The 14,116-nt window shown below is 56.6% G+C and carries 12 protein-coding genes and 1 pseudogene; 5 read left to right on the plus strand and 8 right to left on the minus strand.

Annotated elements, in window-relative coordinates:
* Positions 1–19: 19 nt before the first annotated feature.
* The gene (locus tag ACR0KS_RS17695) at positions 20–346 is read right to left on the minus strand and encodes a potassium channel family protein (RefSeq protein ID WP_170416012.1); all 327 of its coding nucleotides are present in this window, start codon (positions 344–346) and stop codon (positions 20–22) included.
* A gap of 259 nt (positions 347–605) precedes the next feature.
* Here ACR0KS_RS17695 and ACR0KS_RS17700 point away from each other — a divergent pair, with 259 nt between their 5' ends.
* Genes ACR0KS_RS17700 through ACR0KS_RS17710 form a run of 3 tightly spaced genes read left to right on the plus strand, consistent with a single transcriptional unit; the run spans position 606 to position 5,573 of the window.
* Positions 606–3,017: a DUF3141 domain-containing protein gene (locus tag ACR0KS_RS17700; protein ID WP_480693288.1), complete on the plus strand. Its 2,412-nt coding sequence runs from the start codon at positions 606–608 to the stop codon at positions 3,015–3,017.
* Positions 3,014–4,408, plus strand: coding sequence for a bifunctional enoyl-CoA hydratase/phosphate acetyltransferase (locus tag ACR0KS_RS17705; protein WP_170416010.1), 1,395 nt, complete (start codon positions 3,014–3,016; stop codon positions 4,406–4,408). Before ACR0KS_RS17700 ends, ACR0KS_RS17705 begins: the two co-directional genes overlap by 4 nt.
* Positions 4,401–5,573, plus strand: a complete 1,173-nt coding sequence (locus ACR0KS_RS17710; protein WP_170416008.1) for an acetate/propionate family kinase — start codon at positions 4,401–4,403, stop codon at positions 5,571–5,573. Before ACR0KS_RS17705 ends, ACR0KS_RS17710 begins: the two co-directional genes overlap by 8 nt.
* A gap of 2 nt (positions 5,574–5,575) precedes the next feature.
* Here ACR0KS_RS17710 and ACR0KS_RS17715 read toward each other — a convergent pair whose 3' ends face one another.
* The 7 genes and pseudogenes from ACR0KS_RS17715 to ACR0KS_RS17745 all read right to left on the minus strand — a co-directional run bounded on the left by ACR0KS_RS17715 (position 5,576) and on the right by ACR0KS_RS17745 (position 11,552).
* A complete protein-coding gene (locus tag ACR0KS_RS17715; protein WP_170416006.1) occupies positions 5,576–6,046 on the minus strand; it encodes a phage holin family protein in 471 nt (156 codons plus the stop codon).
* Positions 6,047–6,056: 10 nt separating this feature from the next.
* Complete coding sequence (locus ACR0KS_RS17720; RefSeq protein ID WP_170416004.1) at positions 6,057–6,302, minus strand: hypothetical protein; 246 nt, start codon at positions 6,300–6,302, stop codon at positions 6,057–6,059.
* Positions 6,303–6,545: 243 nt separating this feature from the next.
* On the minus strand, positions 6,546–7,211 hold the full coding sequence (locus ACR0KS_RS17725; protein WP_170416002.1) for a D-lyxose/D-mannose family sugar isomerase: 666 nt from the start codon (positions 7,209–7,211) through the stop codon (positions 6,546–6,548).
* 17 nt (positions 7,212–7,228) lie between these two features.
* Positions 7,229–8,155, minus strand: a complete 927-nt coding sequence (locus ACR0KS_RS17730) for a carbohydrate kinase family protein (protein ID WP_170563316.1) — start codon at positions 8,153–8,155, stop codon at positions 7,229–7,231.
* A gap of 38 nt (positions 8,156–8,193) precedes the next feature.
* Entirely contained in the window at positions 8,194–9,174 is a 981-nt protein-coding gene (locus ACR0KS_RS17735) for a glucokinase (protein ID WP_480681609.1), read from the minus strand.
* A 42-nt stretch (positions 9,175–9,216) separates the two neighbouring features.
* A pseudogene (locus ACR0KS_RS17740) lies at positions 9,217–10,518 on the minus strand (GH1 family beta-glucosidase); the annotation flags it as partial.
* Positions 10,515–11,552: a substrate-binding domain-containing protein gene (locus ACR0KS_RS17745; RefSeq protein ID WP_170563313.1), complete on the minus strand. Its 1,038-nt coding sequence runs from the start codon at positions 11,550–11,552 to the stop codon at positions 10,515–10,517. The gene ACR0KS_RS17745 and the pseudogene ACR0KS_RS17740, both read right to left, overlap by 4 nt.
* Before the next feature lie 220 nt (positions 11,553–11,772).
* On the opposite strand from ACR0KS_RS17745, the gene ACR0KS_RS17750 reads away from it, so the two are divergent.
* Both ACR0KS_RS17750 and ACR0KS_RS17755 read left to right on the plus strand, forming a co-directional pair.
* On the plus strand, positions 11,773–13,041 hold the full coding sequence (locus ACR0KS_RS17750; RefSeq protein ID WP_170415994.1) for an ABC transporter substrate-binding protein: 1,269 nt from the start codon (positions 11,773–11,775) through the stop codon (positions 13,039–13,041).
* A gap of 66 nt (positions 13,042–13,107) precedes the next feature.
* A complete protein-coding gene (locus ACR0KS_RS17755) occupies positions 13,108–14,115 on the plus strand; it encodes a carbohydrate ABC transporter permease (protein WP_170415992.1) in 1,008 nt (335 codons plus the stop codon).
* Position 14,116 lies beyond the last annotated feature (1 nt).

Consider the following 14,116-nt stretch of genomic DNA (forward strand, 5'->3'; position numbering starts at 1 on the left):
AGCCTTTGAACCTGACGGATTACTTGTTTTTGTCTTCGTCGTCCTGAGAAAGGATCGTGTCCGCAACTGTCGTTGCCGCTGTAACGAAGATGCCGAGGCCGACGATAATATAAACCATCGTAAAGACCTTTCCGGCGGCAGTTTCCGGCGAAAAATCCCCGTAACCAACTGTCGAAATTGTCACGACAGAAAAGTAGATCGAGTCGAGCCAGCTCCACCCTTCGATAAAATGGTAGAAAACGGATGCCCAAAGGATCATGCCGACTGTGAAAGCCAAGATGCCCTTCACTCGGCCATCTTTTAGTGCAACGCCAATGCCGCGTGTAATTCTGGTCAGTGATTTCATTGTGCCCTCGTTGTTTGTTGAAAGCACTGTAATCAGATTTTTGAATATTTCCAAAACGCCGTGTCAAAGGAAAGCTGCTTTCGCAGTTTCGCCTGTTCTGAAGCCGGCAGATGTCCGATTTTCGTCGAAGTGTCATATCGCCGCGTAAAGTTTGTGATAATCAGAAACGAAGGGTATGCTGCATCGCAGAAAAATTGAGAGAATCGGCCAATGTTCCGTTTGGATGGAACGAAAGCATCGTTTGAAAAAGGATTTTCTTGTGATACCGAACCCTCATTCAAAATCCCTTAAGCTTGGTTCGGATTTGGCCAAGGATGCAGCCGTCGTAAATGATCGCACCGTCGGGGCGGTCGCCAATGCCTTGGACCAGTCCGGCGTTCAGTGGAACTTGCTGTCACAATCGATGGCTTTGCAATCCAGCCGGATCGCGCAGGAACACTCAGAGCGGACCCGCAGACTGATTGAACGTGTCGTTGATGCTTCTGGCCGGATTTTGACCTCCCGCTCGTTCGTCAGTGACTGGTCTGAGTATCTGAGGGATGCCGGCCAGCGTGTCGCCCTGACTATGGATGTGCTGCGCGAGAGAGGAGACGTTTTTCTTGAACATGAGGCGCTAGGCTGCCCTCCAGTGCTGGCCTATGACTATGACGTCATCGTTGACGGCAAAGACCTGACACGCCCCTGCAACTATCAGCTTTTGAAGATCGTGCCCCCGAAGGGCGTGACGCTGGATGAACGAAAGCGCCCCTACATGATCATCGACCCCAGAGCGGGGCATGGGGGTGGCATCGGTGGTTTCAAAACGGACAGTCAGGTCGGTGTCGCCCTGGCCAAGGGGCATCCGGTTTATTTCGTCAGCTTTGGGCGTGATCCGGTTCCCGGTCAAACCCTTGCCGATGTGATGCATGCCGAGGCTGGATTTGTCCGAACAGTGCGCGCCCGTCATCCAGATAGCCCGCACCCTGTTGTCACAGGTAACTGCCAAGGGGGGTGGGCGACGTTGCTGATGGCTGCGTGCAATCCCGATCTAACGGGTCCGTTGGTCTTGAACGGAGCGCCCGTTGCACCTTGGGCAGGGGCGGTTGGTGAAAACCCAATGCGCTATAATGCCGGGGTTCTGGGGGGGACGTGGCAGCCGATGTTCTGGTCGGACTTAGGCGCTGGTCAGTTTGACGGCGCCAATCTGGTGATGAACTTTGAGCAGCTAAACGCCAGTCGAAACTACTTTGGCAAGTATTTCGATCTCTACCGGGATCCCGAAGGTGGTCGTAGACGGTTTATCGATTTTGAACGTTGGTGGGGTGGGTACTTTATTCTGAACGAGGCCGAGATCCATTGGATCGTCGAACAGCTTTTCGTGGGCAATCGCCTGGTCAAGAATACTGCTCAGCTTGAGCCGGGTGTACCTATCGATATCAAGGCGATCAAAGGTCCGATTTTTGTTTTTGCCAGCCAGGGCGACAATATCACTCCGCCGCAGCAGGCGCTGAACTGGATTGCCGAAACCTATGCAGATGAAGAGGAGATTCGCCTGCGCGGGCAGCGCATTATCTACATGCTGCATGACGAGGTCGGGCATCTGGGGATATTTGTGTCTTCAAAGGTGGTCCGAAAGGAACATAGCGAACTGGCCTCGACGCTTGAAACGGTCGAAGCAATGGCGCCGGGCCTGTACGAAATGCAGATAGAAAATATCGAAGGCGAAGGCATCGACAAGAAATTTGAAGTTCGCTTTCATGAGCGAACACTGGCGGACGTATCGGCGCTGGACGACGGGAAACTGGATGAAGCGAGCTTTGCCGCTGTCGCTCATATGTCTGAAACTCAGGCCAATATTTATGAGACATTTGGCCGTCCGATCGTTCAGTCCCTTTCTACTCCTGCGACGGCAAAGGCGCTGCGTAATATGCATCCCCTTAGGGTACAGCGTGCGGCGATGTCTTCTGCCCAGCCTGCCGCCTTGGGCATGAAATATTGGGCTGACGTGGCGCGGGAAAATCGAACCTCTGCCGCGCCGGACAATCCATTTCTTGAATTGGAAAAAATCTCAGCGGATTGGATAGAGCAGGCGATGGACTATGGCCGTGACGTTCGAGACGCTTGGTACGAGTTAACGTTCTTTTCTCTTTGGGGCGGCCCCTTGGCCTCTTGGTTCGGTCAAAAGAATGCGGCACACAGAACGCTGGCCGATCCCGAAAGTTTGAAATCCCTGCCAGAGGTCGAAGCAGCCCTAGCGCACAAAAAGCAAGGGTGGGTTGCAGAAGCCGTGGTGCGGATGTTGATCCTTTTGGCGCGCAGCAATCAAAGTTTCAGGGCCGAAATCCTTGATCGCTGGGCGCACGTCTTCAAGCATGAAGATCCGTTCAAAAGCCTGACGGTCGATCAGCGTCATCGCCTGCTGCACGAACAATCGCTTATTGTGACATTTGACAGGCAAGGGGCAATCGATACTCTGCCGGACTTGCTGCCGCTGGAAAAAGATCGCAAACAAGCAGTCGATTTGATCCGCCGTATCACCGGTGAGGTACAAGAGCCTTCGCCGGAACTGACAGCGATGGTAGAGGATTTGAGCAACGTTCTTAACCTCGCAGAGCCTCAGCCTGCGTCAGAGCGCCAGCCTGAATCGCGGACCGTCCGGCCCTCTGACAAAAGCAAAGCCAGTTCAAAATGAAAATTTACGAAAACCGCACTTTTGCCCAATTGGAAGTTGGCGACGAAGCCCAACTGACACGCCTGTGTACGGTAGATGACCTCTATGCGTTTGCGTCTGCATCGGGCGACCACAATCCGTTGCATCTGGCAGCCTATGATGGCGACGGCGACGGGCAACCCGAAGCGGTAGCTCCGGCTTTGTGGCCTGCAGGTCTGGTCGCGGCTGTGCTGGGCAACGTGTTGCCGGGGGCAGGGACCCAAACCCGCCGCGCGGACCTGTCCTTTCACATTCCTGTTCTTGCTGGCGATGAGCTAACAGCGTTCGTCTCGGTGGCCGAAAAGCGCGATGATGGCGATCTGATCTGCGCCGCCGAAGTGCGCCGCGTTGGAGACAACGCCTTGGTTCTGAGCGGTACGGTTCAGGTCACACCTCCGGCCCAGCACATGGCGTTCGACTCGATCGAAGTTCCGGGCCTTGTTGTCCAGCGTCATCGTCATTTTGATGCGCTACTCGAAAAGGCAAAACCTTTGGACCCCATGCCGACGGCAGTGGTCGCGCCCGAAGACAGCAACTCATTGAGTGGCGCGATGCTAGGTCATGCCAACAGCATCATCACGCCGATCCTCGTCGGGGATCCTGACAAGATCATGGCCGCGGCAGCAGAGATAGGGGCGGATATCTCTGATCTCGAAATCGTCGAGGCGCGGGACCACGGCCTTGCTGCACATCGTGCGGTGGATTTGGTGGTTGAAGGCAAAGCACAGACCCTGATGAAGGGGTATCTGCATACGGATGACCTGTTGCGCGCCGTCTTGCGACGTGAAAACGGGCTGCGAACCGGTCGGCGTTTGTCGCATGTCTTTGTGATGGATGTGCCGGGCATGCCGAGACCCATCATGGTAACAGACGCGGCGGTGAATATTGCGCCGGACCTAGAAACCAAAGCCGACATCGTTCAGAACGCAATTCACTTGGCTCAATCCATTGGGATCGAAACGCCTAAGGTCGGTGTCTTGTCTGCCGTCGAAACCGTGAACCCGCATATGCCGTCTTCCGTGGATGCAGCACTGCTGTCCAAAATGGCTGAACGGGGACAGATTACCGGCGGATTGGTTGACGGCCCTCTTGCGATGGACAATGCGGTCGACCTGAAAGCAGCCCGAACCAAGGGCATCACGTCCGAGGTCGCCGGGTCAGCGGATATTCTTGTCGCCCCGAATATTGAGGCGGGCAACATGGTTGCGAAACAGCTGACCTTCATCTCTCATGCCGAGGCCGCAGGGATCGTCGTAGGGGCTGGTGCCCCGATCATCTTGACATCGCGGTCCGATGATGATGCCTCGCGCTTGGCGTCTTGCGCGGTTGCGGCGCTGCACGCTTATGCAAGTAAAGGTAAGCTCTATGGCTGATCATGTACTGGCGCTGAACGCCGGGTCTTCATCACTGAAATTTGCGTTGTACGAAGTTGTCGAAGAAAACCGTCCCAGCATGCGCTGGCGTGGCCAGATCGAGCGTTTGGGCGATGCCCCCCGATTGTTGGCTCAGTCTGCCGGAGGTCGGTCGATCGAGCGACCGTTATCGAACACCCAAAGTCATGACGAAGCAATCCACGCTTTTCTTGAAATGGCACGGGAATACCTCCCGGATATCCACGTGAAGGCCGTCGGCCATCGGGTCGTCCACGGTGGTACGGTGTATTCCGAACCGGTTCTCATTGATGAAACGGTCATTGATACTCTGACGGGGTTCGTCCCGTTCGCGCCCTTGCATCAACCTTATTCACTGGCTGGAATCCGGGCGGCCAGCGCTGCATTTCCGGATACGATTCAGGTGGCGTGTTTTGATACCGCTTTTCACCGTACCCATCCCTGGGTCAACGATACTTTCGCGTTGCCGCAGAGTTATTATGACAAGGGTGTCCGACGGTACGGATTTCACGGGCTGAGCTACGACTATATCTCGCAGAAACTGAAAGAGATCGCGCCGGGTCTCTACGATGGCCGCGTTGTGATTGCGCATCTGGGGAATGGCGCGTCCATGTGTGCGGTCTCGGGCGGGCGCGCGGTTGCCTCGACGATGGGGTTCTCGGCGCTGGACGGTCTTCCGATGGGGACCCGCAGCGGTCAGCTCGACCCGGGTGTGGTGCTGTACATGATGCAGCAGGATGGAATGTCGGCGGATGAGATCGCCGAAGTTCTATATCGCAAGTCCGGTCTGCTGGGCCTGTCCGGGGTTTCGTCCGATATGCGCACGCTTCTGGCGGCGGATACGCCTGATGCGCGCAAGGCCATCGACTATTATGTGTTCCGCATCCGCCGGGAATTGGGGGCGCTGTCCGCCGCGCTGGAAGGCATTGATGCGCTGATCTTTACGGGCGGCGTTGGCGAGAATTCGGCTCCGATCCGGCAGATGGTTTGTGACGGAATGCGCTGGATCGGAATCGAAATGGACCACGCGCGAAACGCGGATGGCGGCACGGTTCTGTCGACAGACTTTAGCCGCGTTCGCATTCTGTCGATTCCGACCAACGAAGAAATGGTAATCGCGCGTGCTGCGGTTGACCTGACGCAGTAAGGTTAGTCGCCCGACTTCTTTCGAGCTTTGGAAAATTTGATCAAGGCGCCCAGCAGGGCGCTGACGATCTCGGGCGTCACGGCCCCAAGCGGGTCGCGCCGGAAACCTGTGACAGCGTCGCGCGCCTCGGCCAGGTTGTCCTTGATCTCGGTCTCAATGTCCTGCAGCGCCAGGTCCCTGAGCTCAACCACCGCAGAGATGTCAGTCTGTGATGACATGGAATTGGCGATCAGCGCCAATAGCACAGCCACCAACAGATCGACGCCGGCCATGATCAGTGCCGCGGTTGCGTATGATACAGACTCAGACAGCCAGAAAAAGCCTGCGACGTTCAACATCACGACCGCAAGTCCAATTGCCAGCCCCGCTGCCCCGTAAATACCGGTACGTTTGGCCGCTACTGCGACTTGTCTTTGCGCAATCAGCCTTTCGGCACGCAGAATGATCGAGAGATTGCGGGAAATGCGGCTCATGTGCAGGCTCCTACCGGGAACGGCCAATCAGATAGCCAAGCGCGAAAACGCCAAGCGCAAACAGGATCGGCTTTTTATGCGGCAATTCTCCGAGTTCGGTCATAACTTCGTCCATCTGGTCTGACCAGTTTTCGATCGTGTCGATCAGACTGTCGGAATGGTCTTCCTTTGGTTCCGCCTTATCAGCCTTGGTTTGCTGGGCAAGTTGACGGCGAAGTTCGGCAACTTCGGCTTCCAGCTCTGCTTTTGTCACCATCGTTCAAGTCCCTCTACCGCGTTGTACCGCATGTTAGTCGGTTTTTCCGTTTTGGCAAAAGGGGCTTATCGGGATGGGCAGCAAAGGGCTGTCCCGTCCTTAACGATTGAACACGGGATATTGCTGCCACGCCTTTCGGGAGATCGACATGGCCGCCTGACCAAAGAGATGCTTCAATACAGAACGTACCTTCGGCATACGCCGTTGTAGAGTTCGGTCTATTCCGTGATCACAGCTTTTGCTTCAATAATCAGCAACCAAAAGGAACTCTTGCGCTGCGTCTTCTTCGATGGTGGCAAAGCGGGGAATTGGGTCCTCGAATACGTTGTCCGTTCGATCATCGTTCACAGTCGATACTTCGCCAATCAGGCAATTACCTTTTTCGGCCCAGAAAGCGTGCCAGATTCCCGGCATCAGCGTCACGCTTTGACCCGGTCCGAGCCGTAAAAGCTCGCCGGGCTGGATCGTCACCGGGCACCCGTCGCTGGGCACTGTCACCGAGTTTTCCCGATCGATCCCGCCCTCGGCATCTGAGGCGTAAATCTCCATCACCAGATCGCCGCCGCCGCGATTGATAATGTCTTCGGCCTTTACGATATGACGATGCATGGGCGAAAGCTGCTTGTCCCGCGAGACAAGCAGTTTCTCTGCGTACAGCATGCCGCGCCCTTGGCTTAGATCAGCGACATCGCCGTTTCGCAGCGTAAACAGAAATAGCCCTAATTCGTCGAACCGTCCCTGTCCGTAATCGGTGATATCCCATCCCAGACCACGTTCACGAATAACCGCTGCCTGATCGCTTTTCATCTGGTCGGGCGACCAGTTGGCAAAGGGCGGTAGAACCGTACCGAACGACCGAATGAAAGCCTCGGCTTCGGTTTTGATTGCGTTGATATCTGATCGTTTCATCAATGTCCCTTTCGGGGTCAAAGTTCATTCGCCCACGGCGGGTTTGCCCCTGCGCGTGATACGGTAACGGCGGCGACCTCGGCACCATTGGCAAGAGCTGCTTTCAGTTGATCGGGGGTCAGGGTGCGAAGCCCTTGCTTATTCAAATGCCCGGCGCGTTCCAGCTCGGCCAGTACGCCGGCATTGAACGTGTCCCCGGCGCCGACCGTGTCCACCACCTTGACCTTTTTGACGGGCACCGAGGTTGATCTGCCATCCGCCAGACATCCGGATGCCCCCTCGCTGCCTTTGGTGACGATGACGACAGCGGGGCCTTCTTTCAGCAACAGCGGAACTTTGTCAGTCAGGCTCTCTGGTCCCGGAATGATCCAATCCAGATCCTCATCCGAAACCTTTACGATATCGGCCTGCGCAATCATCGCATTGAGCCGGGTGCGATACCGGGTTTGGTCGCTGATAAAACCGGGACGGATGTTTGGATCCAGCATGACCGCCTTTTCGGACCCGTGTTGATTCAACAAGGACGCATAGGCATCTGCACAAGGCTCGCAAGCAAGGCTGATGCCACCGAAATACAGCGCCGATACCGCAGGCAACTGGCTGGGCATGTCCTCGGGCGTCAACATGCGGCCGGCCGAGTTTTCGTCCAGAAAGTTATAGGTCGCGTGCCCGTCCTTTAGCTGAACAAACGCCAGAGTCGTCGGGCGATCGGAAACGATGACATGGCTGGTGTCCACATGGCTGGCTTGAAGAGACTTGTTGAGCTGCTGCCCAAACATATCTGTCGAAACACCTGTCAGCATTCCCGCCGGAACACCTAGCCGACCAAGCGCAATCGCCGTGTTGAAAATCGCACCCCCAGAATGGGGCACAAAACCCTGTTCACCCGAAACAGTGGGCGAGGCGATCATGTCGATCAGGGCTTCACCGCAGCACAGGATCATGCCGGGTCCTTTCTGTATCAGAGACTCAGGCGGCCATTTTACCGCGCAAGTGCACTTTTACAGAAGTTGTTAGCGCCAACAATGCCAAATTCGTCCTGCTCTGAAACGTAAAGGTTCATTGATCGTCGCAGATCGCTGAAACGTCCGCCAGCGTTGAAGGCATCCATAAAGGCGTCGGTGAAAAGCCAACGATTCTTTTCGGCCACGCCGCCGACAAGGAAAACACCACCCGTTGGCATCATAACAACTGCCAAGTCGCCCATCACGGCACCCAAGTGCGAGGTGAACATCTGCGCTGCCCTGACTGCAAGCGGGTCCGAGGCATTGCGGGCATCATCAAGGATATCCTTGGCGCTGCGCGTTTCGGCAGTCGTCAGACCAGACGCAAGTTGAATGGCCTGATGCAGGATCGGCAATCCCGTACCACTCAGAAACATCTCGGCCTCAAGCGTCAGGGTATCGTTAAAAAAACAGTCCGGAGCAATTTCGCGTGCAGCGCGGAAAATCTCGACTTCGTCCTCGTGACGGGGCGACAATCCAACGTGGCCACCTTCGCCAGACGCGGTGTGAAACCGACCGTCAGAATAGAGCAGAGAACCTACGCCCAACCCGGTTCCTGGGCCAACAACCAAGCGGGTTCCCATCGGTGGCGTTTCGGCGCCTTGCAGAACTTCGACATCGTCTCCGGTGATCTCGGCAACCGACCACGCAGCGGCGGTGAAGTCGTTGATGACAAAGGTGTGCTGTGCGCCCGTCGCGCGCGCAATGTCAGCCTCGGACAGATCAAGCTGCGCGTTTGTGAGCCGGATCATACCGTCCCGCACCGGTCCTGCACCCGCCGCGACGACGGCGCGCGGATCGGTTCCAATTTCATCCCGCAAGCTGTGAAACGCTTCGAGCAATTGCGGCAGCTTACCGGTCGGGTATTTGCGCAGATCGGTAAGTTTACCATTTGAAATAACGCCCAACCGAGTGTTGGTTCCGCCGATATCGGCAACCAAGTTCCAATGCTCGTGCATGGCTCCGGCGCGCTGCGCCAATGGCAGCGAAATCGTACTGCCCTTCAGCGCAGATTTCACCGCGTTGTAAGACGCTTTGGGCGTGCGCTCCATTGTGTCAAAGTCGACATCCACAAGGCCAAAGCGTTTCTCGTATCCCAAGGCCCATTCGTAATTATCCAGCAGGGACCAGATGAAATATCCCTTGACCGGCACGCCTTGGTCCACTGCGTCGCGCACAGCCGAAAGGTGTTGGTTCAAGTAGTCGATCCGGTCGTCGTCTTGTTGGCGTTCCGGGCTGGCCATGCCGTTTTCCGTGACATAGATCGGAAGATCGCCAGTGTGGTCGCGCATTGTGCGGGTCAGGAACCGAGTCAGGGCGCTGGGTTCGACCTCCCAACCCATCTGGGTTTTTGGCAGAGGCCCGGAGACTTCTTTTAAGCTGGGCCAAGCGGTATCTGCTGGGGCGATCAGCTTGCGGGTGTAGTAATTCAAGCCACACCAGTCGACCGGAGTGCCAATCGTATCAAAATCGTTCTGCCAACCCGTGGGAAGGAAAGGTTCTAGCCCGTTCAGAACGTTTTCCGGGTAGGCTTTGTTGAACACGCCGCCAAGAAAGAACCGATTGTAGATACCATCATAAAGATCAGCGGCGCGGCGTGCCTCGGCGCTGTCATCCGCAGGTTCTGCCCATTCCAGATTAAACACCGCGCCCAAGTTGGACATGCCCAGACCGCGCATCGCCTCAATCGCCCGTCCATGCGCAAGTAAAACGTGATGCATCGCGCGCGCCGTGGCGCGAATGTCGCGCAAACCGGGGGCGTGGTGGCCGTCAAAATGGCTGAGCCAGCTCACACACCAAGGTTCGTTGATCGGCGCGACACTGAACATGCGGTCACCGATGCGACCCATGATGACCTCGGTAAAGTCGGCAAACCAGTTGGCGATGTCCCGATTTCTCCAGCCGCCCAGATCGGCCAGAGGTGAGGGTAGCTCCCAGTGATAAAGGGTGGCGCAGGGGCGTATTCCACGCTCCAATAATGCGTCGGCAAGGCGGTCGTAGTAGTCCAGCCCTTCCTGGTTAACTGGACCGCGCCCTTCAGGCAGAACACGCGCCCAACTGGTGGAAAACCGATAGCTGTCAAATCCTGCGTCACGCACAAGATCAAAGTCTTCGCCGAAGCGGTTCAAATGATCACAGGCGCGGTCACCGTTTTCATTGCGCACCACGTTGCCGGGTGTGGCGGCGAACGTATCCCAGTGGGTTTGTCCCGCGCCGCCCTGTGCGTGGCCTTCGATCTGATAAGCAGAGGTTGCAACGCCAAAAAGGAAATCTTCGGGAAAGTCAGAGCGCGAGTATTTCATGATTTGAACCTGTCAGGGGCGGGGCCGGTTGAGCCGCCAACTACCAGCTCGGCCTCCAGCAATCTTGTTTTAACCGGGTCGTCAGGCGATTTGATCCGTTCGGTCAACATCTCGGCTGCTATTTCGCCAGCCTGTCGGACGGATGAGCGCGTAGCGGTAAAGATTGGCACGTCCTGTCCGTTTTTCAGATAAGACAGATCGTCGTCATGAGCGATAACGGATACATCTCGCCCCATCTTCAATCCCGCATCATTCAAGGCGCGCCGCACACCAATCGCCGAGATCATGGAGGAGATCAATATGGCCGTTGGCGGATCATCCATCTCAAGCATGGCACGCGTTTCGTGATGGCCATAAACCTCGGTCATCTCGGCACTGCGCATAAGTGACGGATCGCAGGCTATCCCGGCCTCGCGCAGAGCCTCCAGATACCCGGCGCGACGGCGTTGGGCAAAGTCCATATCCTCTAACCCGTTGATCAGTGCGATGCGACGATGCCCAAGGTCGATCAGGAATTTGGTGGCCCTTTGGAATGAGCTTTTGTTGTTTACGTCGATCCAGTCGTAAGGCTCATCAATTCCAGTCGCGCGGCCATGAACGATGAATGGAACCCCCATGCGGGATAGTACGCGGATACGAGGTTCGTTGACCTTCGGCCCCTGCAGGACAACCCCGTCGACTGCGCCGCGTTGGAACAGGTCGCGGTATGCGCGCTCGATCGAGGTATCGTCGGCATTCGTGAACATCATGTCATAGCCATGTTCCGCGTATTTTCGTGCGGCCCCGGCGACGAAATCGCCGAAAATGGGGTTCACCATCTCATGCTGTGAGGAACTGGGAATCACATGCCCAATGACCATGGATCGCCCCGTGGCCAGCCCTTTCGCGCGGCTGTTTGGCCGATAGCCATGTTTCGCGGCAGCAGCTTGCACACGCACGCGCGTGTCCTCGTTCACCTCGGGATAGCCGTTCAGAGCGCGGCTGACCGTCGTCTGAGACAAACCAAGAATTTCTGAGAGCTGCTTTAGGTTCATATTCGCTTCAAAGCGCCTTCAAATTTGCACTGTCACCTGTATTGTGGGGAATTTGCCTGTGCGTCAACAGGTTTCAACCTATAGGCAGAAAATATTAACATAGTTGAGGTCAGGCAAACCAAATATTGACAGAACCTGAATGTTAGCGGATAAAGCCCGGTATCCAAAGCGCTTTGAAATTCGTGATTCCAGAGCGAGAGATGATACGGGAGGAGAATTCATGAAACACTCGCTTTACGCAGGTGCGGCCACGTTCGCCCTGATGTCGGGCGCTGCGCAGGCGGACAAGGTTACCGTGTTCGGCCCTTGGTTGGGGCCGGATCAGGAAAATGTCGAAAAGGTGCTGGATGGCTTTGCCGCAGCTACCGGGCATGAGTACGCCTATGTCGGGTCAGACAGTTTTGAACAGCAAATCCGTATTGATGCCGAGGCGGGTTCAGCGCCGAACGTTGCCGTATTCCCGCAACCGGGTTTGGCGGCGGATATGGCTAAGTCCGGCTTCCTTACGCCGCTTGCCGATGGCACGGGTGACTGGATTCGCGACAACTATGCCGCGGGGCAGTCATGGGTTGACCTTGGCACATATGGCGGTCCTGACGGGGCGGAAAATCTGTACGGCTTTTTCTACAAGGTCGATGTAAAATCGCTGGTTTGGTACGTGCCCGAGAATTTTGAAGATGCCGGCTATGAAGTGCCGACCACCATGGAGGAGCTCAAGGCGCTGACCGACCAGATTGTGGCGGATGGTGAGACGCCTTGGTGTATCGGTCTGGGCTCGGGTGGCGCGACCGGTTGGCCCGCGACAGACTGGGTCGAGGACATGATGCTGCGTACGCAGTCGCCCGAGGATTATGACGCATGGGTCGCCAACGAGATGAAGTTCAACGACCCCAAAGTCATCGCGGCGATCGAGGAATTCGGCGCGTTTGCCCGTAATGATGACTACGTCGCCGGTGGCGCAGGGGCGGTTGCCACAACCGACTTCCGCGACAGCCCGAAGGGAATGTTCAGCTCACCTCCGCAATGCTACATGCACCGTCAGGCGTCCTTTATCCCGGCGTTTTTCCCTGAAGGTACGGTCGTGGGTGAGGATGCCGATTTCTTCTATTTCCCCGCCTATGAAGGCAAGGACCTCGGCAGCCCGGTTTTGGGTGCCGGAACTCTGTGGGCCATTACCAATGACAGCCCCGGCGCGCACGCTCTGATCGAGTATCTGCAAACGCCCGAGGCGCATGAGACTTGGATGCAGTTGACCGGCTTCCTGACGCCGCACAAGGGTGTCGATACCTCGCTGTTCTCGGATCCGACGCTGAAGAAGATGAACGACATTCTTCTGGGTGCGACGACCTTCCGTTTTGACGGGTCTGACCTGATGCCCGGCGGTGTCGGCGCAGGCACGTTCTGGACCGGCATGGTCGATTACGCAGGCGGAGCATCGGCGCAAGAGGTTGCCGACGAAATCCAATCCTCCTGGGACGCGCTGGACTAAGCGTTCCTGATCGGGCAACCCGCACATCCGGGTTGCCCCACCCCATCGTCGCAAGGGAGACGCGGCATGCATCCGGCATTACAGGGCCTGCTGACCATCGCCATCGGCGTGTCAGGTTGCGTGGGCTATTTCTACCTCTCCAACCAGTTTCTGGACAAAGTGCTGTTTCCGGCGCGGGGTCCGAATGCTGGGCGCAATATCAACCGCGCCAACGTGATCCGACCCTGGTTGTTCCTGTTCCCGGCGCTGGCTGCGTTGGGTCTGTATTTGGCCTACCCGGTGGTCGAAACGCTGCGCCTGTCCCTTACGGATCGTGTGCCCGGTGGGGGCTATGAATGGGTGGGTCTGGAAAACTACATCCAGATGGCCAACGAACCCAAATTCTGGGAAGCCATGCGCAACAACATGTTCTGGCTGATCATCGTGCCTGCGATGTCCACCGCTTTGGGTCTTTTGGTGGCGCAACTGACCGACCGCATCCGTTGGGGCAATATCGCCAAGTCGCTGATCTTCATGCCGATGGCGATTTCCTTTGTGGGTGCGTCGGTGATTTGGAAGCTGGTCTATGATACCCGCCCGGCCGAGCAGGACCAGATCGGGATGCTGAACGCGCTCTATCTGTTTTTTGGCGGGACCGAGCCGCAGACATGGCTGACCATCCCGTTCTGGAACAGTTTCTTTCTGATGGTAGTGCTGATCTGGATTCAGACCGGGTTCGCCATGGTGATCCTGTCTGCTGCCCTTCGCGGTATCCCCGAAGAAACCATCGAAGCGGCCATTCTGGACGGTGCCAACCCGTTCCAGATCTTCTTCCGCATTAAAGTCCCGCAGATCAAAACCACCATTCTCGTCGTCTGGACCACGATCACCATCACCGTGCTCAAGGTTTTCGACATCGTCTTTGCCATGACCAATGGCCAGTGGGAGACGCAGGTTCTGGCCAACTACATGTACGACAAACTGTTCCGCGCGAATGACTGGGGCGTGGGGTCGGCCTCGGCCATGGTGATCATGCTGCTGGTGACGCCGATCCTGATCTGGAACGTGCGCAACGCGCGCAAAGAGATGGAGTGAG

This window comes from Ruegeria sp. BC7 (assembly GCF_056539165.1).

Bases quoted from the DNA above. Each gene is read 5' to 3' on its own strand.
- ACR0KS_RS17695 (WP_170416012.1), bottom strand. From the start codon at position 346: ATGAAATCACTGACCAGAATTACACGCGGCATTGGCGTTGCACTAAAA.
- ACR0KS_RS17755 (WP_170415992.1), top strand. From the start codon at position 13,108: ATGCATCCGGCATTACAGGGCCTGCTGACCATCGCCATCGGCGTGTCA.
- ACR0KS_RS17705 (WP_170416010.1), top strand. From the start codon at position 3,014: ATGAAAATTTACGAAAACCGCACTTTTGCCCAATTGGAAGTTGGCGAC.
- ACR0KS_RS17730 (WP_170563316.1), bottom strand. From the start codon at position 8,155: ATGATCCTGTGCTGCGGTGAAGCCCTGATCGACATGATCGCCTCGCCC.
- ACR0KS_RS17750 (WP_170415994.1), top strand. From the start codon at position 11,773: ATGAAACACTCGCTTTACGCAGGTGCGGCCACGTTCGCCCTGATGTCG.
- ACR0KS_RS17720 (WP_170416004.1), bottom strand. From the start codon at position 6,302: ATGGTGACAAAAGCAGAGCTGGAAGCCGAAGTTGCCGAACTTCGCCGT.
- ACR0KS_RS17715 (WP_170416006.1), bottom strand. From the start codon at position 6,046: ATGAGCCGCATTTCCCGCAATCTCTCGATCATTCTGCGTGCCGAAAGG.
- ACR0KS_RS17710 (WP_170416008.1), top strand. From the start codon at position 4,401: ATGGCTGATCATGTACTGGCGCTGAACGCCGGGTCTTCATCACTGAAA.
- ACR0KS_RS17735 (WP_480681609.1), bottom strand. From the start codon at position 9,174: ATGCACGAGCATTGGAACTTGGTTGCCGATATCGGCGGAACCAACACT.
- ACR0KS_RS17725 (WP_170416002.1), bottom strand. From the start codon at position 7,211: ATGAAACGATCAGATATCAACGCAATCAAAACCGAAGCCGAGGCTTTC.
- ACR0KS_RS17745 (WP_170563313.1), bottom strand. From the start codon at position 11,552: ATGAACCTAAAGCAGCTCTCAGAAATTCTTGGTTTGTCTCAGACGACG.